General features: G+C 37.7%; 17 protein-coding genes and 1 pseudogene. 3 read left to right on the forward strand and 15 right to left on the reverse strand.

The window, feature by feature from the left end:
• Window positions 1–82: 82 nt before the first annotated feature.
• Window positions 83–1090, reverse strand: a complete 1008-nt coding sequence (locus AC2SLP_RS09870) for an adenosine kinase (RefSeq protein ID WP_486536506.1) — start codon at window positions 1088–1090, stop codon at window positions 83–85.
• Window positions 1091–1997: 907 nt separating this feature from the next.
• Here AC2SLP_RS09870 and AC2SLP_RS09875 point away from each other — a divergent pair.
• Window positions 1998–2750, forward strand: coding sequence for a histidine phosphatase family protein (locus AC2SLP_RS09875; protein ID WP_486536507.1), 753 nt, complete (start codon window positions 1998–2000; stop codon window positions 2748–2750).
• A 528-nt stretch (window positions 2751–3278) separates the two neighbouring features.
• Window positions 3279–6434, forward strand: coding sequence for an insulinase family protein (locus AC2SLP_RS09880; protein WP_486536508.1), 3156 nt, complete (start codon window positions 3279–3281; stop codon window positions 6432–6434).
• A gap of 435 nt (window positions 6435–6869) precedes the next feature.
• Here the strand turns inward: AC2SLP_RS09880 and AC2SLP_RS09885 are convergent, their stop codons facing one another.
• The 3 genes and pseudogenes from AC2SLP_RS09885 to AC2SLP_RS09895 all read right to left on the reverse strand — a co-directional run bounded on the left by AC2SLP_RS09885 (window position 6870) and on the right by AC2SLP_RS09895 (window position 9778).
• Window positions 6870–7382: a WS/DGAT domain-containing protein gene (locus tag AC2SLP_RS09885; protein ID WP_486536536.1), complete on the reverse strand. Its 513-nt coding sequence runs from the start codon at window positions 7380–7382 to the stop codon at window positions 6870–6872.
• A gap of 99 nt (window positions 7383–7481) precedes the next feature.
• Window positions 7482–8312 (reverse strand): annotated as a pseudogene (locus AC2SLP_RS09890) (wax ester/triacylglycerol synthase domain-containing protein); the annotation flags it as partial.
• A gap of 80 nt (window positions 8313–8392) precedes the next feature.
• Window positions 8393–9778, reverse strand: a complete 1386-nt coding sequence (locus tag AC2SLP_RS09895) for a WS/DGAT/MGAT family O-acyltransferase (RefSeq protein WP_486536509.1) — start codon at window positions 9776–9778, stop codon at window positions 8393–8395.
• 823 nt (window positions 9779–10601) lie between these two features.
• On the opposite strand from AC2SLP_RS09895, the gene AC2SLP_RS09900 reads away from it, so the two are divergent.
• Window positions 10602–12002, forward strand: coding sequence for a LysM peptidoglycan-binding domain-containing protein (locus AC2SLP_RS09900; protein WP_486536510.1), 1401 nt, complete (start codon window positions 10602–10604; stop codon window positions 12000–12002).
• A gap of 194 nt (window positions 12003–12196) precedes the next feature.
• Here the strand turns inward: AC2SLP_RS09900 and AC2SLP_RS09905 are convergent, their stop codons facing one another.
• From AC2SLP_RS09905 to AC2SLP_RS09955, 11 genes are all read right to left on the reverse strand, one after another.
• Entirely contained in the window at window positions 12197–12436 is a 240-nt protein-coding gene (locus tag AC2SLP_RS09905; protein ID WP_486536511.1) for a hypothetical protein, read from the reverse strand.
• Between the two features lie 287 nt (window positions 12437–12723).
• A complete protein-coding gene (locus AC2SLP_RS09910) occupies window positions 12724–12945 on the reverse strand; it encodes a hypothetical protein (RefSeq protein ID WP_486536512.1) in 222 nt (73 codons plus the stop codon).
• Window positions 12938–13156 carry a hypothetical protein gene (locus AC2SLP_RS09915; RefSeq protein ID WP_486536513.1) on the reverse strand — a complete coding sequence of 73 codons (219 nt, stop codon included), beginning with the start codon at window positions 13154–13156 and terminating at the stop codon, window positions 12938–12940. Before AC2SLP_RS09915 ends, AC2SLP_RS09910 begins: the two co-directional genes overlap by 8 nt.
• On the reverse strand, window positions 13156–13656 hold the full coding sequence (locus AC2SLP_RS09920; protein WP_486536514.1) for a hypothetical protein: 501 nt from the start codon (window positions 13654–13656) through the stop codon (window positions 13156–13158). The genes AC2SLP_RS09915 and AC2SLP_RS09920 overlap by 1 nt, the downstream gene beginning before the upstream one ends.
• A gap of 104 nt (window positions 13657–13760) precedes the next feature.
• Window positions 13761–14105, reverse strand: a complete 345-nt coding sequence (locus AC2SLP_RS09925; protein WP_486536515.1) for a hypothetical protein — start codon at window positions 14103–14105, stop codon at window positions 13761–13763.
• Between the two features lie 537 nt (window positions 14106–14642).
• Entirely contained in the window at window positions 14643–16766 is a 2124-nt protein-coding gene (locus AC2SLP_RS09930; protein ID WP_486536516.1) for a DUF3987 domain-containing protein, read from the reverse strand.
• Window positions 16759–16968 carry a hypothetical protein gene (locus AC2SLP_RS09935; RefSeq protein ID WP_486536517.1) on the reverse strand — a complete coding sequence of 70 codons (210 nt, stop codon included), beginning with the start codon at window positions 16966–16968 and terminating at the stop codon, window positions 16759–16761. The genes AC2SLP_RS09930 and AC2SLP_RS09935 overlap by 8 nt, the downstream gene beginning before the upstream one ends.
• 98 nt (window positions 16969–17066) lie before the next feature.
• On the reverse strand, window positions 17067–17330 hold the full coding sequence (locus tag AC2SLP_RS09940) for a hypothetical protein (protein WP_486536518.1): 264 nt from the start codon (window positions 17328–17330) through the stop codon (window positions 17067–17069).
• A 2-nt stretch (window positions 17331–17332) separates the two neighbouring features.
• Window positions 17333–17569 (reverse strand): helix-turn-helix domain-containing protein, encoded by a 237-nt coding sequence (locus tag AC2SLP_RS09945; protein WP_486536519.1) that lies wholly within the window; start codon window positions 17567–17569, stop codon window positions 17333–17335.
• Between the two features lie 140 nt (window positions 17570–17709).
• Window positions 17710–18423, reverse strand: coding sequence for a hypothetical protein (locus AC2SLP_RS09950; protein ID WP_486536520.1), 714 nt, complete (start codon window positions 18421–18423; stop codon window positions 17710–17712).
• Between the two features lie 117 nt (window positions 18424–18540).
• Complete coding sequence (locus tag AC2SLP_RS09955) at window positions 18541–19869, reverse strand: tyrosine-type recombinase/integrase (protein WP_486536521.1); 1329 nt, start codon at window positions 19867–19869, stop codon at window positions 18541–18543.
• Window positions 19870–20180: the final 311 nt, after the last annotated feature.

Below are 20180 nucleotides of genomic sequence, written 5' to 3' on the forward strand. Positions count from 1 at the left end.
CCATACACAGTGTGTATGGGCTTTCTAATTAAGACGACTAACACTATTTAGGTGTTCGCTGATAGTAGGTGGCTACCTATATTTAGACTTCTTTAGCAATAGCGCAATATTCTTCGGCACTTAAGCGTGGTCCAAATTGTTGAACGATGCGACTAGACACCTTACTTGCAAGCTCACCACAGCGTGATAGAGAATACCCTTTTGATAAGCCATATAAGAATGAACCCGAATAATTATCACCAGCGCCATTAGTGTCTATAACCTTTTCCACATGGGGCGTAGATACTTGTATTAGACTCAATGAGCCATCGTTTGCTTTTTGACACATAACTGTATCATCTGCACTGTTGGTAACGACTGCTAATTCACAAAACTTGGTAAGTGCCTTGGCAGCCTCTTCAATACTTTCTGTCTCAGTAAAGATTCGTGCTTCTTCAAAGTTACAAAATATGGTAGAAACTCCGCCACTTAAAATATCGAGCAAGCCCTGTTTTGCAAAGTTAACTACTGCTGGATCAGCGAAGCTAACTACAATTTTGGTTTGATTGTCTATTGCTTGCTGACGCAACTGTTTAATAGCAGGACGAAGGCTATCAGACATTGCTAAATAACCTTCAATATATAACCAATCACTGCTATTGAGCGCTTCAAATTCAATGTTTTCATCATTTATATCGCTAGAAGTACCCAAATGAGTCTGCATAGTACGCTCTCCATCCGGCGTAATAGCCACGACACATGACCCTGTGATGCCTTGATCTGATATTGATTTAGGAGAGGTGGCAACACCGGCATCATTTAGATCTTGCAGATAAAAATGTCCTTCTTTATCGTCGCCTACGCGGCATGCATAAAATGACTGACCACCAAGTGATGAAAAAGCGAACATACTATTTGCGGCCGATCCGCCTCCTGTTTGTTTAGAAGGGGTGAGACTTAGCGCTTTAAATTGATCCAATAAATGGGTTTGTTCCTCCAGACTGGCCAACGTCATACTGCCTTTAGAAAGGCTAGTATTATCAAGCTGTTGATCGTCTAATAGGTATTCATGATCTACCAAAGCGTTACCAAGTGCCATTACGTCGTACATAGTATGTCCAGTTTAAGTTAGGGTTAAAGAATAAGGATTAAAATGAGAAATAGGTCTCAAAAGTATTTAAGAAATAGAGAGATATAGAATTGAGTATCATACTTTATAACTATCTAATAATGAAGGTAAGGCGACAATTGTTTTGAACCAACAAAACAGCAATTCTTATATGCGCAGCTGTATGACGCACCATTAATTGCAAAGTTTACTGCAATAGCGTTCGTACTAAAATTTATTCGATACCGATATAACAAGTTGGTCTAGAGCAGGGCATTTGAGTACAGTTTTAAAATCTATCGTGAAACATTCGAGTAACTTTGAATGAACATAAAATTCATAAAATATATAAAGTTATCAATCTAGTAATAATAAGTGTTTGATTTTATTAGATAAATAAATTGTATAAAAAATGAACAATCTTTGATAATCCTTATCTGCTATATGATTATTTATGTCAAGTGCTCACTTATCCACAAACTTATCCACAGTGGTTGGGGGTAACTCCTGAATTGCTTATTATAATAAGGGTTGGCAGGGGGTTGATTTTATCCTATATTGTTCTGCTTTATAAATACTATATCTAATCATAAAACCATTCATTGAAGAATTACTATGATTAGGCGCCATTGTTTCACAGAGAGATATAACAAATTTAACGAAACCTCTAAAATAATAAAATCATTTTTGACTGAATCTAGCACACCCTAATCACTTTTAATAAGTCACTTTTAATAAACTACTTTTAACAAGTTAAATTTAAAAAGTAACTTTTAATAAACTACTTTTAACAAGTTAAATTTAAAAAGTCACTTTTAATAAACTACCTTTAACAAGTTAAGTTTAAAAAGACACTTTTAAAAAGTCACTCTTAAAACATAATCGTTAAATATAAAATTGAGCGTACTATATGAAATCTATATATCTGGTTAGGCATGGTCAAAGCACCAGCAATGCAGGCGGTCAGCTTCAACCAAATAAAGACATCGAGTTGACAACACTGGGGCATGAACAGGCTTACGAGGTTGCTAATTGGATCATCGATACATTAGGTATTGATACTTCAGGTAATAATATCCAGTCTGTAAATGTATCGAGTTATCTGCGTACGCAGCAAACGGCACAGCCTTTATTAGTTAAGCTGCAAGTCGAACCTCAAGTAATCGAGGGGCTACAAGAGTTCAATTATATGAGTGTTGCAAAAGCAGGGTTATTGTCTTTTGATGAACGACTTAAAATGGCCAATCACTATTGGGACACTCAGCATCCGAGCATAGCGCATGGCGAGGATGCCGAAACTTTCGATAATTTTTATCACCGTGTCAGCGGTGTTCTAAAGCATTTTGAAACCTTTACCGATGGCAATCATGTGGTTTATACGCATGGGTTTTTGATCAGTATGTTGATATGGCAAATCTTAGGTCAGCCCTCCAAAGGTGAAGAAGCCATGCGTAAGTTTCGCCAATTTGAGCAGTCTATACGCGCACAAAATTGTGAGGTGTTTTGTTTACGTTTGGTAAAGTCACCCGCGTCAATAAAAGATGATAGAGGTACTCTATTAACACAAAGTGAGACGATTACGGCACAGGTAGCTACGGATTATCTGCCGTCAATTGTCAAAGTTAGAAGCTGCCCGCAGCAAAATTCTGATTTTTCAGCCTGATTTCAGCTTATTTTCATTTAACCATAGTTTAAGTAATCTTAAATTTCTTTAGCCGCTTTAGACAAAGAGACTACATGGAAAAAGAGATTGCATGGACTAATAGATTACAGTTTTATCGTGTTCAACTACAAATATCAACGACACCTAAGATACACCTTTAAATAAAAGATATCGACACCATCAAAGGTAGAGGTGCGTATAGTGGTTAGACCGATATTTAAAGCTGCTATAACGACGTATTTTTTTATTAAGAGGATCTATTAATTAATTTACTAATCCAGTTTATTTTTTGATATGTTAAAACGGTTTAATAAATTGACTGTAACGCAGCCCAATCTATAGTCAATTAATCTTAAAAGTGGTACAAGATAAGTGATTTCAAGTACGACTAGCTAGGCTAAGCGGGCTTAACGCTGTAACACTTTAAGAGGGGTTCGACTATATCCCATTAGCCTATTCAAGCCTATGCTAATCTACATTCCAATAAAATTAAAACAAACGGCATAATATTATTAAAAGAGTCTATTTATGTATAAAGAAAGTGAATTTAAATACAATCCAGATTTATCCTTACACTCAAGCTTTGAGCTGATAGAACATCGTAAAATAGAAGCTCTATCGCTTGACGTACTTATCTCAAGGCATAAACGAACCGGAGCGATGCATTATCATTTAGCACATCCGAGTGATGAAAATGCCTTTTTGGTGGGGTTTAGAACGCAGCCAATGGACTCTAAAGGCGAAGCACATATATTAGAACATACCGCCTTGTGTGGTTCAGAAAAGTATCCTGTGCGCGATCCTTTCTTTTCGATGATTAAACGTTCTTTAAATACGTTTATGAACGCAATGACAGCTGCAGATTGGACTGCTTATCCGTTTGCAACTCAGAATAAAAACGACTATTTTAATTTGTTGTCAGTGTATCTTGACGCCTCATTCTTCCCAACTCTGCATCCGCTTGATTTTGCTCAAGAAGGCATTCGGGTTGAGCTTGATGAAAATGACAAGCCGCAATTTAAAGGTATTGTGTTTAACGAGATGAAAGGCGCGATGAGCGGTGAGATTGATCAGCTTTATCATAGTGTGGCGCATCATTTATTCCCGACCACCACTTATCATTATAATTCTGGTGGTGATCCAGCAGACATACCCGATTTAACGCATACAGAGTTGGTTGAGTTTCATAAAAGCCACTACCATCCCTCAAACAGTGTCATCATGAGCTTTGGTAACATTCCAATGAGAGAGACCCAAAGCAAAATTCATGAAGATGCATTAGCTGAGTTTGAAAAGGGTAAAAAGCATGAATCTCGTGCCGAGAAGCGATATAACACGCCCATTCAAGCGGTTGAAACTTATACGGTAGATACAATTGATAAGGCGCAAACACATCATGTGATAGCGTGGTTGTTACCCCCTATTACTGATCCAAAGCAGCGTTTGGCGCTACGCCTTTTAGAAGGCGTGCTTGTCGAACATGCAGGCTCACCTTTACGTGCATATCTTGACAGTCATCCCTTAGCGACAGGCCCAAGCCCATTATTAGGATTAGACGACAGTCATTACGAAATGGTGTTTTATACCGGGGTTCGGGGTTCTGAACAAGAACATGCAGATGATATTGAGCAAGGTATTTTAAGCTTACTTAAAGAGGTGGCCAGTCGAGAAATCGATCCTGAAGCAATTGAAACCATCTTACATCAAATTGAAATCGACCAACGGCATATTGGTGGCGATAGTATTCCTTATGGGCTTAACCTAATGCTTGAGGGCTTTAGTACGGCTATTCATGATGGTAATCCTATAGATGTGTGGCAAGTAGATGATCACCTCGCGTGGCTTCGCGAACAGGTTAAAGACCCCACATGGTTGCCAGGATTATTAAAACAGCATTTGCTAAATAATATGCACCGCGTTCGCGTGACACTTGTTCCTGATGCCACGAAGGCGGCTAAATTAGCTGCGGATGAACAGGTGCGATTGGACAAAATTGAGGCAGGACTTACTAAAGATGACAAAGCAGTCCTCAAAAAACAAGCACTGGATTTAGAAGCGCGTCAATCCATGCCGGATGATTTAAGTGTCTTGCCTAAAGTTGGCTTAGAAGATGTACCAGAATCGGTTAGTTTTATCTATGGTAAGCAGCGTGATATAAAGATTGCAGGTCAGACCTCATCGCTTTACCAATATGAAGCAGGTACCAATGGGTTGTATTATTATCAGCTCATAATGCCACTGGCAGGTGAAGATGATCTCATTAACCACCCATTATTGCCCATATATTTAGGGTTATTATCTGATCTAGGAACCGAAGATTTAACGGCTCGCGAGTTTCAAGCAGTTCAGGCGGCGCATTCGTCGGGGGTAACCGCCAGAGTGAGCCAGCGTACTTCCATACATGATGCAGATAGCTTAACGAGTTATTTTGTTGTGGCAACACGAGCGCTAAATCGTAAACCTGAAGCGATAGATCTTGTAAAACAAGTATTAGAACATAGTGTGTTTACAGAGCATGATCGTATTAAAGAGCTTTTACAACAAAAACAATCAGGATGGCAATCGAGGTTAGCAAGTGCAGGTCATGCCTATGCGATGCAAACGGCTAGCCGTAGTATGAGTCGTCAAGCTGAGCTCGAATATGTACGCAGTGGTTTGCCTGCTTTAAACGCGCTTAAATTGTTTTTGGACAATGCTGCCGACAATAAGAACAAGTGGGATGAGCTTGCTAATGCTTTGATGGCGCTGCATAAACGATTAGCAAGCCTACCAAAACAGGTATTGTTAGTGTGCGAGCCTGAGCAAAAAGACCGTCTAAAATCGCTTATTGAACAAAATTGGGTAACCTCAATTTATTCAAATGCTAAGCATTCGGCCACGCAGGATGATAACCATGCGCATAGCGAGCTGTCTTCATTTAATAATATACCAGAAGAGTATACCCAATTATCATTAACTCTGGCACCTTCAAATTCTAAAGCGCAGATAGTAGATGAGCCATCAACTGAAGGCCAGTTAGCAGGTAAACAGACAACTGGTGATCTTTTAACAGGTGAACAGACAAAAGATGAGCAGTCTAGCAGCGTTCAGAATCATAGACAATCAGAGGATTTAGCGTGGTTGGTTGCAACCAATGTGTATCATAACGCAGCCGCTTATCCCGCTGTCACTGCAGATCATGCTGACTGCGCGCCTTTGATGGTGCTGGCGCCATACCTACGTAATGGGTATCTACACAGTGCAATTAGAGAGCGCGGCGGTGCTTATGGTGGCGGTGCGGGATATGATGCCAATGCCTGTGCATTTAAGTTCTTTAGCTATCGAGACCCACATTGTATAGAAACGTTTGAACACTTTGAAAACAGTATTGAATGGCTGCTTAATGAGCCGCAACAGCCAGAGCAACTTGAAGAAGCTATTTTGGGCATTGTGTCTGCATTAGATAAACCAGGCTCGCCAGCTGGTGAAGCGGTTAAATCTTGCTTTGCTGAGTTACACGAGCGCGGTGAAGCATGGCAGCAAAAAATGCGTGCAAATATTTTGGCGGTGACTTTAGAGGATCTAAAACGGGTGGCAAGTACCTATCTAAAAAACCAAGTGTGTACTAAAGCCGTACTTGCTCCATTTGATAAAGAAGACACCGTTAAGGCATTAGGATTCAACATAAATAAAATATCGAGTTAGGTCATTTATTTAAACCCTAAAAGAATCGTTTTAAAATCTTTATAGAGTTATTCTGATCTGTATATGAGTTTATGTTTCGATTTGGTTTATTTAAATAGATAGCTAGCTAGCTAGCTAGGTTTCAACTTTTGGTATTTTTTAGCTTTATATAAGGGACGAGTTTAACGACTTGTCCCTTTCTATTTATGGCGCTGCTTATTTATGATGCAGTTTATCTATGACGCAGTTTATTACTAACATTAATATAGTCAAAGAACTTTAAAGTAGTCACAAGGCAACCGAGTGCAAGTACTACTAGGGTAGGCTTAACGAGGTTAACACCGTGACTCTTTATAAGTTCGCCGACTATAGTTTTTGCTCTCAGGGTTTGTATATAAGTAATTAAGTAGGCCGGTTTGATAATAGTAACATTAGGGCGCTCTTCACTTTTTTCTATCAAGTATCATTCATTACTTTATCGTTTGGGCTAGCGTTAAGCCTCTCAAATACGCTTAATTCATGTTTAATGTAAGTAATGAGTTTGTGTGTGTCGGGCAGTACTTTTGGGCAGGCCACAATACCAAAATCCATACGGTCTAAATAACTTATTAATGTGATATTAAGTGCTTGTCCATGTAATAATACAGACGCAGGGTATAATGATTTTAGCTTAGCACCATTCCAATATAGGGTTTGATCTGGTCCATCTACATTAGAGATTAGAAGATTAAAGGCTTGTTTTTTAGGAAAGGCACCTGTAATAAGATTAACGCCTTCCCACGCATAGGCGATGCCACTATAGTTTATGACTTGGGCCTGAGTCATGCGATCAAATCTATTTTTACCCACTTCCATACTGTCTTTAATAATTGAAAGTCTGTCTAATGAATCAGCTAAATGCGTACCTAGGTTACATAGTACCAGCGAGACTTGATTCCCCGTAGCGCTGTCATCCTTACGTAGAGACATTGGAACAGCAGCAATCAATGGCTCGCTGGGTAATTTATCTAATTCAAGCAGATATCGACGTAGTGCAGCTGAACATACCGTCAGCGCTACGTTATTTATGCTGACATTCAGCTTTTGCGCTACTTGTTCAAAACGTTTAAAGGACGTGGAACCAATAGAGAGTCTACGATATTGAGAAATTGGCTGATTTAAAATTGATCCTGGTGCTTGAGTAACGGTGACGTGATCGGGCTGTTTGCGATTGGCAATACTTTTTTTGAGTTCACTAAATACTGGTTTAATAGTACCTAATTGTTCTTTGATAATTTTGGCGGGCGAGCGATCGGGTGGCTCGATGGTATAACCTTTGTGGTGTTGGCTTTATAAAAATGTCCAAGGCGGTTGAGTCATGATCTCAGTCGGTGAGGTGGATAGAGCGTGTTGTACCAATCGGATTGCGGCGACACCATCTACCACGGAGTGATGTATTTTGAAATAAAGCCCAAATCGCTCAGGCATGTCGGCTGATTCAGGAGCGATGCCCTCAATGATATAACACTCCCATAAAGGACGAGTTTTATCAAGGGGCTTGGCATGAATGTTAGAGACGTAATCTAGCAAATCAGCATCGCTGATAGGGTCTGAGTTCACTATATTATCAGTAGCTGCATCAGGTTGAATCGTGTCAAAATTGATATGGCTGATATGTCTAATATGAGCGTTTACATCAATATTGTCTTCTAATTTCCAAAACGTCAGATTGTGCACGACCTGATCGAAAGGATATGCAATTACTGATTTATTATCGAGCATTTGCTCAACCAATGTCGTTACAAAATCAGATCCCGCATTACTAGGTAACTCAAACAAAAAAAGTCCACCCACATGCATGGGCTGCTTTTGTTTCTCAAGTAAGAAGAAAAGTTGCTCAACTAATGACATGACACGCATAAACTTTCTCACTATAGTGCATCAGCAAAGGTAGCCGCTAATTACTAAAATTTAAACGCGCAATAATATCATGACTAGAGCTATTGACGTACGCCTAACTTACGCTCTTTACAAATGGCTTCAAGATTAGATAGCTCAGATTCAAAAAGTTTTAACAAGTTTTGAATACTGGGTAGTGTCTTGCTACAAGCAACAATACCAAATTCAATACGATCTAAATAACTGGCCAAAGTTATATTCATTGCTTGTCCGTTAAATATTATTGAAGCGGGATACAATGCACGCAGCTCTGCACCGTGCCAATACAGCTTTTTTTGAGACCCAGGTACGTTTGAGATAATTAAATTAAACGCTTGTTTTTTGGGGTAGGCGTTCGTAATGATATTAACAAACTCCCAGCTATACGATACTAGGCTATAGTTAATCACCTCTGATTGGGTCATACGACCAAAACGCGTCTTCCCATCATTCATACTTCTATGAATTAACCTCAATCGCTCCATAGGCTTTTCTAAGTGAGTACCTAAATTACAAAGTATGAACGCAAACTGATTGCCATCAGCTGTTTGGTCTTTTCGCATCGAAAAAGGAATCCAAGCAATAAGCGGATCTTCTGGTAAGGCGTTTAGGGAAATCAAATATTCACGTAATGCGCCTGAGCATATGGTCAAAACGATATCATTAATACTTACCCCGAAGCATTCCGCGACATTTTTAAAACGTTCTATGTCGTAAGATTGTGCAATGAAACGACGTGAGCTTGAAATACGCTGATTCAATATACATGCAGGTGCTTGTGTTGTGCGCACCAGATCAGATTCTTTTGAAGATGACAACGCATTTATAAGCTCACTAAACACGGGTTTAACTGTTTTGATTTGTTCTTTAATAATATTGGCTAAACCACTTTGTTCTGTTTTTAAGGTTCCAATCTGATGACGATGGCGCATCATCATGGCCCAAAGTGGTAAGCTCACCGTTTCGGTAGAAGAGTGGGACAGCGACTTTTGTACCAAGCGCATAGCAGCAATGCCATCCACCAAGGAATGATGGATTTTGAAATATAGCGCGAAGCGTTTTGGGCGGCCTTCAAACTCAGGTTCAATACCCTCAATGATATGGCATTCCCATAAGGGACGCGCTCTATCTAAAAGCCGCCCATGTTCTTTAGAAATATACGCTAATAACTCACGAACGCGAGCGGGTTTGGGTAAAGAAATATGGTTTAAATGGTGATCCACCTCAAATTCTTCGTCTTCTTTCCAATGTGTTAAATTATATAGCACTTGATTGAAAGGGAAGGTTGGTGACACCTCTGACTTTTGCATTTGTTGTACCATCTCTAATACAAAATCTTCATCTGCATCCGCTGGTAATTCAAATAAAAATAAACCCCCTACATGCATGGGCTGTTTTCTTTTTTCAATCAATAAAAAAATTAAATCAACTAACGATAATAGTCTCATAACAATCCTTTGTATTTGCTAAATGAAACAAGCTGCCCAAATTTTAATTTGAAGACAATGAAAAAACGACAAGAAGTCATCCAATACCTTAAAACGATACCCACAACAATAATCTGTATTGATAGGTGTATATTCCAGCACGGTTGTAACCATTAATATGTTTAAATTAGTACTTTAAATCCTAGAATGAATACTTCAATAGTAATGAATACTATGGCAGTATTGTCAATTTAAAAAAAATATCAATGTAAACGGTTGCATACACTATTGCTACGACGCTTGTGACCATCACAAAATACTTAGAGCTTTCATCAACGATATAAGTTGTTGACCACAAGCTAGTACTTATGAATATTAATGTATAATATATAACTTGATTTATATAGCGATTTTTAAAAAGAAAAGTTACTATTAATTATAAACGGTTAGAGCTGTGCGTCGAAAATCGCAATATATATAGTCTAAACCTTATCAGTGACTAATTATGAGCAATAATCTTCACTTTTTATTTATTAAATCTTAATGAAACTTTTATATAATAAGTAAGTATCAGATGAAGCTTAGTTCTATTAACGAGACATATGTAGTAATCGATTGATAATTTATTATAATCCTTATAATTATAAACACAGATTACAACCGTTACTTCTATAATATGGTGTGGCACGCCAAATGGAATTATCTACCATATTATTGGAAGTATAAAGTAGATGTAAAAAATTAATGTAGACTATATAAATAGCTATCCAATAAATAGCTAATAAGACAGTTATAAAAACAGCTAGATCGGTCAGTTTTAAAATATTAAAGTAAAGGTATAAATATGGATTCATCTCGTCAATTATTGTTGGGTACCGGCGTATTTCTTGGCGGAGGTATTTTATTATTTGCGATGGTGAAGCAAATGGATACCCCGCAATCAAATGTAGATAGTAACACCCCTAAAGTAGAGCAGGTCAGTACTGCCGATAACGATGCGACCCCGTTAACCGCTGATGTGGATACAGAAGAGCGTATACTTGAGCAAAAACGTATTGAGCGTGAGCAAAAAGAAGCAGAGCTTGATCGTAGAGCGCGCGAGTTTTTGTCTGAACAAGAAAAAGCAGAACAACTTGCAATGCAAAAGGCACGTGATGAAAATCAGCTTTACCGAAGTAACGCAGCTGAACCCATCATCGAAGAAAAACCTGAGCAGACCCAATCTGGAACTACGATTGCTCGTCCTGTCGTGACGCCTAGACCTGCACAAACACCTACTTCTGAAACAACCAGTGCACAAGCCACTCAGAATAATCGCTCGGTTGAATTGAACCAAGCTAATAGGACGGCTACTCAAACTACTCAGGCTTCGCAAAATGCTCAGCGAAGTACCACCGAGCAAGAAACCCGTACGCAAAATAACTTTGAAAATCAAACGCGTCAACAAGCACCTAGGTCACCTCAAAACCATACTGTAAAGCGTGGTGATGGCTTATTAAAACTATCACGTCAATATAACGTACCATTGGAAGCGCTGTCGCAAGCAAATAATATGTCTACCAATGCAACACTACGCATAGGTCAAAATTTAAAAGTGCCGTCGCAAGGTCAGATAGACAGATTGGTTCGAGAATATAACGAAAGTCAAAATAGTACGTCACGTAATCAACAACAAGCGGCGCAGTCACGTCAGTCTAATGAGAGCGAAACGAGTAGCGCTTCTAGTTCTAATAGAGCGCCGAGCAGCACGCTCAATTATAAAGTCGAGCGCGGCGATGGACTGATTAAGTTAGCGCGTCAATACAATATGCCAGTGGAGGCGCTAGCTGAAGCAAATGGTATGAGTAGTAACGCTACCTTGCGTCTTGGACAAGAGATTAAAATCCCTTCTCGTAAACAAGTGGCTAGGCTACAGCGTGAGGCAGAACAACGCAAAAATAATGTCGCGCAAAAACGAGACGCTCAAAACCGATTAGCTGAAGCAAGACGTGAAGCTGCTAGAGGCGAAGCCAAAGGTACGTTTGGCGTACAAGTGGCATTAGCTGACAACCAAGAAAAAGCTAATCAGATCGTAGAGCAATTAAAATCAGCAGGATACTCTGCCAGTACGAGCCAAACCAGCCGTGGTGTCAGGGTAATAGTAGGACCTGAAAAAGGTAAAGATGCGGCGCTGGCGTTAAAAGATAAAATAAATGCTGATTCTCGCACCGGGGTTAATAATGCTTGGGTATTATATTGGCGCTAATAGACAGCGGCATGATTTAAATACCAGCTATTTAAAAATTAACACGACATTGCTTGTCGTGTTTTTTTATTTATATGTATTTGTATTTAAAGGGTATTTTAATTAATAAGTAATGTTTGGTAGCCGTTTTGGTAGCCATTTTTAAAGCTACCTATGGTAAATAATATAATTTAAGCTCTTTTTTTTAAGAACAATCAATACAAAGTAAATTTATAAACTTTAACATTTTGGCTTATTGCCATTGCTTCAAGCTTATCAAGTAAAGCATCCCTACCAAACAGAATTAGACAATCGCTATCATCAATGAGTTGCTGTGGGGTTTCTGCTACTTCAGTTCTCCTTCCAGACGCACCACCATAACGGCTAACCCACCTATTCGCTTTCGTGTCTTTACCAGTTAATATATCAATACTCATAACATTGTAATTTTTCATAACTTCATTACAACACTGTATAAGCCTCGGATAGTGTCTATAATCGAAGTTTTTACAAGTTTTAATAGCTATTGTGTGGTTATATGTCGCCATAATGTTGCATCAGTATTGTTTGTTCAAAATCGGTTAGTTGTTGGCAAGTGAGCTGTAGTGTCTTTTAACATTCGAGCTTATATAACGCTATTAAAATGCAAATTAATTTGTATCTGTATGGAGTTAATCACCATTAACATATATATGATATTACATTGACGTTTTAAACGCTAAAGGAGTTAATCATTATGCAGTTAACAGGCTCTAACATCTTGGTTTATTCGTGCATCTTCCACTTGAATAACTACCTTAACTGGTTGCACTTCATCATCATGTTGTAAGCCTGTATCGAGTCCTAGCAATTTGGCTTTACTCATTGTTGCGCTAATCATGGCACTAGGTTTGAATGCGTCCTTAGCTATTTGTCTGGCATCGTCTAATTCTGCCACTAAATCATTAAACGTTAAATCAAGCATTCTCCACCTCGCCTGATATTTCATTCATCAAGTCCGATATGGTTTTCACACCGTCATCAAGTGGATTAATAGGGGTAGGATTTGCAAGTCCTAGCAATTTGGCTTGACTCATAACTGAATTAACCAAACCGTTAACATTTTCATTCTTAATGGCTATCTCTTTAGCTAACTGTAAATCTTGTATGAGGTCGTTTAAGTCTGGTAGTCGCATTAATTACTCCACTGTTTTTCTATATGTTTCATTGACTCATCACAGATAAATGCACTGGCTTTGTCGTAGTCATTCATCAAACGGTTAAACGTCTGTTTGTGCATATAACGAGGTCTGCCACTTTTGCCATGCGCAAGTCCACCATGCCACCCTAATCGCTGTCTAATCACCGCTATACGCTTATATTGACGGTCTAGCGGTTGTATCATCTGACTATGATAGTTTGCACCTATGCAGTGTCTACAAACGTATGCACCTGCACAATAGAGAACACTGACACGCTTGTCACACTTTGGACAATTCCACCAGTAACGGACGCCACCATAATTGCAGGGCGTGGTAGTCACTGATAAGTCATAGAGGTATTGTTTGGCTCTATAGGTATATTCAAGGGTAATTGCTGTGGGTGTGTTTTGAGCTATGTTAAGTGATTCACGATAGCGACTAATCGGTAATCTTGGATAATCATTTAGGCTGTGGGTGCTTGCAAACTTCGGCATGGGTTATCTAAATCATTAGTGAGTTTCAATTTAATAACATTTAATTAATTGTTTAATTTGTTCATAAACTATCAATGATGTTAGGTCTCATAAATCTGTTTAAGTTAGATTAAGTGGTCATTATTCCTATTGCAGATATCTAGCCCCAATTTAATAGCATCCGTAAGATCTGCATTTGGTTTAATTACATTCTTCATTGTAGGTGTATAGCCACTTACTTTGTCTCTATTGTGAGCTATCTTATTAAGCGGTTGACCTATTGTATTAGTGTCATTAGCGGTATCATTAGGATAAAAGTAAACCGCATCCATTGAGCAAGCTATCTCTCCTTTAGTAGTAAAAGGATAGGGCGTATCAAACGCCCATGATTCACTATTGACTGGTTGCCATTGGTTAACTGGCTGGCAAGCTGTAATCATTAAAATAGATAAATAAAGTAATCTGTTCATAGGTAGCCTATATTGATTTTAATTAAGTTAATACTACCTAAAATATCCAATCTTAGCACCCACCAATGGCGGTTATAGTAAAAACCTAAACTTTTAATTTTGCGGTTGTAAAAATCTTATGGAAGGGTCGTTCATTTATCTAAACGCTTTAAACTTTTATACCACCCTCTTATCATTGGTAGTTTTAAAGTTAACATATTTTGATAAAAGGCTTTTTTCTTATAAGTGTGAATGGGTGTGGTGTCCGATATAAATTAAGCTAAAATATGTAATACACCCCCCTTAGCCTTAAAAATAGACAATAGCTATTAAACTATGGGAAAGTGGGGAAAGTAGGAAAGTAAATTACATACCCCTTACTAAATAAGGTTTATAGAGTTTTCCCCTTTTAATACAAAAAGGAAAACAGGGAAAGTTTGTAGCCGTTAAGCTGTTCACTTTACCCATTTTCCTATAGGGTTAAATATCAGGAAAATCAGCTAAAGCCCATCATATAAGCGTTATAGCGGTTACTTTACCACTTTCCTCGTTTTCCCCTTATGTAGCTTCTAACAATTCAGGTCTTACTTGTATGGTTCTGGCTCTACCATTGGTTATGATCTTAATATAGCCTTCACTTTCTAATACTTCAGCCAATAACTCAAAGTTTTGTTTTAGCCTTAGATGCTTAGGTGTTACCTTGCTTTGTGCTGTAGAGTAAGCGAGCTGTTTAGCTGATTGTCTATGGCAGTAATTAACTAGCCAACTAACCAGCTTTTGAGCATCATTATCACCAGCTTGGGGCTTGTCAGTGTATCTAATACGCTCATTCATTGAATAATCAGTTAGTAAGGTGGCTCTTTTAATATCATCAGCTGATATAAACCGCCTACCATTAAAGTAAGCTAAAATTGACGCGATACGGCTGGCATTTTCATGTAGTCGTTTAGCATATTCAGCATACTTTTCAAGCTTACCGCCTTTAATAAGCTGGCTCTCTTTCTTAGTTTGGTAGTCAGCCAAAGCTTTTCTAGCCTGCCTATTTTCAAAGGGCATATTATAGCGAATGATATTACCTTCATTATCTGTTTTAACACTTTCAGCTACTGGATCAAGTAAAGCCCTGCATCGTTGCCAGTAGGCTATTAATCTAGTGTCATTATCTGGGTTAGCATCTAAGCGTTCATCAGTATTAAAAACTAAAGTACCGTTAAGGCTCTCAGGGAAAGCAAACAAAAAGCGAGGTAATAAGCCTTGACCGCTCATAACTTCATTGTTTAAAGCAGGGGCTACAATGGGCGGCTGTCCTTGTAAGTCTAGGGTAAACCTAATCCCATCAATACCGTTTTCATCAGTAAAGCTAGAGTTATAGCGAGGGGATAACATGCGATCAAACTCTCCACTACTCCATAAATCACATATTTGGCTTATGTTACTTTGGGCGGTTTCATTGGTTAAGCTATGACTGCCTAAGAATAAGCCAGCTTCAGCCGTTGCCCATGCCACGTTTTTAGTATTGCCTAAAATCATATTATCTAAAAAACCTATAAGCGTTCCAGACTTAGCAAAAAGTATAGGCTGCTTAGGCTTGGGGTTATCTAGTAACCATCGTTCTAAATCTTTTTTAGGTGTGCTGGCTTTCTCAGCTAACCATTCATCTTTAAGGGTGCGGTATTCGTTACGCTTCTCTTTTTGGTAGCTAATAAGCTCTTTATGACTGTATTTAGAGGTTGTCTTACTTTTACCACCACCACTAGCAATCTCAGTTAGTAAAAATAAAGATGCTGGCATGTAGCTATTACCAGTTGGATAAGGGGCGTTTATGTATTGCTGGGTAATGGTAGCTAAAGCCCCTAAGATACATTGACCAGCTAAGGCGGTAGGTATCTGAGCATAATAGGTAATGGCTGTTAAAGCATCTCTTAATATTTCTCCTTTTTTGCCCCATGCTTCTACTGGATAAGGCGTGGCTTTGATCTCAGGGTCTGCTATATCGCCTAATTCTCCCCATGCTTCTAGCTGCAAATTCTTTATGATGGTTTCAGGGTCATCAATCACATCATCTAGGCTTGAACCATTTTCAAACGATAACAACAAATCAAAAGTAGTTATGATAGCTTTAACATTTGCACCTAGTAACTGTTTAACAAGCTGATCTTGTCTATCTAGGGTAGTAATAACAATAACTTGCTTAACTTCAGCAAAATGTTTAACCATACTTTTAAAGCCGTATGGGTTAAGACTTACTATAATGGTGATATTTAGACCTTGCTTAACTGCCATTGCATCATAAAGCTGTACCGCTTCATCTAAACTACTAATGGCATACCAGTCACTATCTAAGCTTAAATTACCTATAATGAAAGCACTAGGCTGGCTTGGGTCTGTTTCTTCTATTCGTTCATTGTCATAAATAGCAAGGTTAGCAGGGTGGTAACTATTATCATGCTTTACCAGTATCAACTTTCCAGCTGTGTCTATTATTTCCCCAGCTTTAACACCACTGGTAACAGTAAAGCCGTTATTTATCTCTAATACGCTATTATCTTTTTTTAAAGCTCTTAGGGTGGCTAGTATCGGATATTCTGCTATAATTTGATTGTTAGGTTTGTTCGCATGAGCTACTAAACTACTAAGCCCCTTGTCATCAGCTTGGGGCTTTGTCTTATCGGTGTTATTCATCTCTACTCCCTTTCTTATACCAACTCTTTTTATAAGCCATTTTCTTTTGCTTTGCCTGTTTACCCTGTTTTGATTTGGCATAGGCAAGCTGGGCGCTCATAAAATTATCATCTAGCTTGTCATTATCGAGCTGCTGAAGTGGTATTTCCTGATCAAGATATTGTGCTATACGTTCATTAGTAGGTAACTTGTCCTTACTCATAAAACCCCCTTTGCAGCGTGTTGACTGCCGTTGTTGGAGGGTTGCAACTTGGGATAGCAGATAGCACTAACGCTATGATTAGGATTAATAGCATAGGATTAATACGCATCAGATACCTCTTTAAAGCCGCTAAAATGCAAGCTGTTGATATCATCACTAATTACGGTTAACGCTTCACTGTCTCTATTTAAAGCAGTTATAGCGGTATGAATTTGCGCTGCTGTGACTTCATCAGCTTGGTTAATTGCATTAAGTGATAAGGCTATCTGTTCTATGCTAAAAGATAGGCATTGAATACGTTCATCGAAGTTAAATAGGGCATAACTATCTACTGATATTAGCTTGGGCTGTATGATATCCATGACTAAGCCCCCTCTAAGCTGTTAACGTCAATATGCTTCAATAGGTCGCTGCCTTTGAAGTAATACATGCCGCTAAAGTTGATAGGGTTAGGTAGCTTGCCAGTTTTTATCCAGCGTCTAATAGTTTCAGGGTGTCTATGATAGATTTCGGCTACCTGTGTGACTTGGTATAAGTCATTAGGGTTGTCGATTAAATCAGCTAGGCTTAACTTGGTAGGTTGTATTGAGTTTTGTGACATAGTCATGTTTCCTTAACTGTTGTTGGTTAATGTAGTTAAGGTCATGCTATTGTACTAAGTTGTATAATTGAATAATGATGCTTGCATGTTATGTGGTATACGTGCATGAAATGTTTTATGCTTGCATATCACAGTGATAATTAAGAAAAATCACCTTTATCGGCCTCGCTCAACCATCTTTTAATAGTATCGTGTGATAAGGGCTTATTATTTCTACCTTTATATTCAGGGTTATTAATGTTTTCATAAACTAACTTTATATGATCTGCGGTTTCAGCGTAAGTCCTAAATCCTTTATCGCGCATAATTTTAAGGAATTCATGTTTTTTATTAGTTCTAAGCTGATCTTGGTTTTTCCATCTCTTCTTGGCATTATTAGAATTTATAGTAGATAATTCATCTTCTAAAATCATTTCACCATAACTTTTTAAACCGGTCAAAACTCCTATTTCTAGGATTAAATCAAAATATAGCTTTAGAAATTTAATGTAAGCGATTTCTTCGAGCTTTAATATATATTCACCAATTTTCTTTAAACAATAGCACATTAAAAGACTGTCTAACATTAAATACTCAGCTTGAGAAATATCATTTTCATTTATATACTCATCTAATGTATCGAGCAAAAAATCATGAATTTTAATAGTAATAGAATTAGTATCTTCAGAGCCTCCATACTGAATAGCTAGTTCTTTACAATAACTTTCAATTTTTAGATTATTATGTTCTATAAATGATTCAAAGTTATTATTAATTAATCTATTAAAATGAACATTGTATATAAAATCTAAATCTTTAAATACTTTCATTACACCTTCGTCAAAACTCTTTTCATGATAGCTTGACCGTTCCATGATTATGCCTTAACTATAATCATGCCTTTATAAAATAAGATGCAGGACGGTGGCTGTTTAAGGCATGAAATATAGCCGTTCGGGTAATTAATCCTAGCCCTGCAATTTGGTTAAGGTTTAACCGTTATGTACTTTCTCTTTTTGTCTAAAATTGGGATAAATGATATTGTCATACTTATTAGTTCTTAGATCATCTATGTAATTAGCCCATTCATTCATCATTTGTTTACGCTTTTCTAATCCAGTCATTCGGTTGTAAGCTTTTCCATATGTATCAGGTATTTTGTGACCTAGTTGTAATTCGGTGTGTACTTGGTCATAACCTAGTCTTTCAGTTAACATAGTTTTAGCAGATGCTCTAAACCCATGAGGGCAGTGAATGCCTAAATAACTATCCCCATCATTCATAAGTTCGCTATTCAATACCTTGTTTATTTCTCTAGGGTTATGATAGTTGGCTTTTTTACGTCTGCCATTGTAAAAAACATACTGATTATTTCCCGTAAGCTCTTGCAATTCTTTTAATATGGCTATGGCTTGCGGTGCTAAAGGGACAACTAAGCTAGGTTGCATGTCGTTACGGCTAGCTCCTTTTTGCTGTTCAAACTCCCATGTTTTAGTTAGCCAATTAATATCCTGCCATTTCATAGCGCATAAATCACCAATTCTAACAAAGGTTAATGAAATTAGTTTCAAAATTCTTTTATCATAAAAATAATTTGTATCATCGAGCTTATCAATATCATTCAATAGCTTGCCAAACTGTTCAGGCTCAGTAATTGCAGGCATGTTGATAGCCTTTGGCATAGGAAATAAGCCCTTTATATTGTTAGCAGGGTTGTATTCAATTAGCATGCTGGCTAGTGGTGTTTGAAGTATTGAATTTAATACTGATAAAACTCGAATAGCCTTATAAGGTCTTTCCTTATATATATCATTAATAAATTGATAGGTTATTTTAGTGGTTATGTCAGTAACAGGCATTTGACCTAATTTATCCCTGATAGGCTGGGTTAATCTATCATTACTTTTTAGTGTGGCATCTGCTAAACCTCTTTTATTTTCTTTATATATCCATTCATCAATAAAGTAATTAAGTGTAGTTTGGCGTTCTAAAAGCTTCTTTTGTTTTTCATTATCTCTATGTTGTAATGGATCAATGTCTTTAGCTAGTAATGCCATGTTGTTACGGTGCATTTCTTTAGCATCTGCAAGTGTAAGGGCAGGATAGTTGCCTAAGGTCATATAAGGGCGTTTAGCTGTAATTGGGTGAGTGTAACGGTGTCTAAAATCTGTAGTAGCATCTATACCGTTTTTATGAGGTCTAATTCTAACTTCAAGCCCTTTAAAGCCAGATACAGAAAAAATATTAACCTTTCCAGTCTTTAAACTGTCCTTGATTGCTTTATAAATTTGAGAGTCTAATTTGATTTCAAGTTTAGCCATGCTTTTAACCTTTTCTTGGTAGCCATTCTGGTAGCCATTTTGTAAATCTGGTAGCCATTCTGGTAGCCATTTCAAATGCTTAATAAAGTAGCTTAATGTTGTATCATGTTGTATATGATATCCCTAAAAGCTAATAATAACAAGGTTTCTAGCGAGTATTCATCAAAGAAGTGTGGGAAAATATTTTAATAAGTTGTAAATAATATGATAGAAAACACGACATTGCTTGTCGTGTTTTTTTATATCTCTATAGTTTTTTTAGTCATCAAAACGCATAATAATCTGTTATTAAACAGGGGTTTATAAATCTA

The sequence above is a fragment of the Psychrobacter sp. CX21 genome, from assembly GCF_057396255.1.

Bases quoted from the DNA above. Each gene is read 5' to 3' on its own strand.
- AC2SLP_RS09870 (WP_486536506.1), bottom strand. From the start codon at position 1,090: ATGTACGACGTAATGGCACTTGGTAACGCTTTGGTAGATCATGAATAC.
- AC2SLP_RS09875 (WP_486536507.1), top strand. From the start codon at position 1,998: ATGAAATCTATATATCTGGTTAGGCATGGTCAAAGCACCAGCAATGCA.
- AC2SLP_RS09880 (WP_486536508.1), top strand. From the start codon at position 3,279: ATGTATAAAGAAAGTGAATTTAAATACAATCCAGATTTATCCTTACAC.
- AC2SLP_RS09885 (WP_486536536.1), bottom strand. From the start codon at position 7,382: ATGTCTCTACGTAAGGATGACAGCGCTACGGGGAATCAAGTCTCGCTG.
- AC2SLP_RS09895 (WP_486536509.1), bottom strand. From the start codon at position 9,778: ATGAGACTATTATCGTTAGTTGATTTAATTTTTTTATTGATTGAAAAA.
- AC2SLP_RS09900 (WP_486536510.1), top strand. From the start codon at position 10,602: ATGGATTCATCTCGTCAATTATTGTTGGGTACCGGCGTATTTCTTGGC.
- AC2SLP_RS09905 (WP_486536511.1), bottom strand. From the start codon at position 12,436: ATGAAAAATTACAATGTTATGAGTATTGATATATTAACTGGTAAAGAC.
- AC2SLP_RS09910 (WP_486536512.1), bottom strand. From the start codon at position 12,945: ATGCTTGATTTAACGTTTAATGATTTAGTGGCAGAATTAGACGATGCC.
- AC2SLP_RS09915 (WP_486536513.1), bottom strand. From the start codon at position 13,156: ATGCGACTACCAGACTTAAACGACCTCATACAAGATTTACAGTTAGCT.
- AC2SLP_RS09920 (WP_486536514.1), bottom strand. From the start codon at position 13,656: ATGCCGAAGTTTGCAAGCACCCACAGCCTAAATGATTATCCAAGATTA.
- AC2SLP_RS09925 (WP_486536515.1), bottom strand. From the start codon at position 14,105: ATGAACAGATTACTTTATTTATCTATTTTAATGATTACAGCTTGCCAG.
- AC2SLP_RS09930 (WP_486536516.1), bottom strand. From the start codon at position 16,766: ATGAATAACACCGATAAGACAAAGCCCCAAGCTGATGACAAGGGGCTT.
- AC2SLP_RS09935 (WP_486536517.1), bottom strand. From the start codon at position 16,968: ATGAGTAAGGACAAGTTACCTACTAATGAACGTATAGCACAATATCTT.
- AC2SLP_RS09940 (WP_486536518.1), bottom strand. From the start codon at position 17,330: ATGGATATCATACAGCCCAAGCTAATATCAGTAGATAGTTATGCCCTA.
- AC2SLP_RS09945 (WP_486536519.1), bottom strand. From the start codon at position 17,569: ATGTCACAAAACTCAATACAACCTACCAAGTTAAGCCTAGCTGATTTA.
- AC2SLP_RS09950 (WP_486536520.1), bottom strand. From the start codon at position 18,423: ATGGAACGGTCAAGCTATCATGAAAAGAGTTTTGACGAAGGTGTAATG.
- AC2SLP_RS09955 (WP_486536521.1), bottom strand. From the start codon at position 19,869: ATGGCTAAACTTGAAATCAAATTAGACTCTCAAATTTATAAAGCAATC.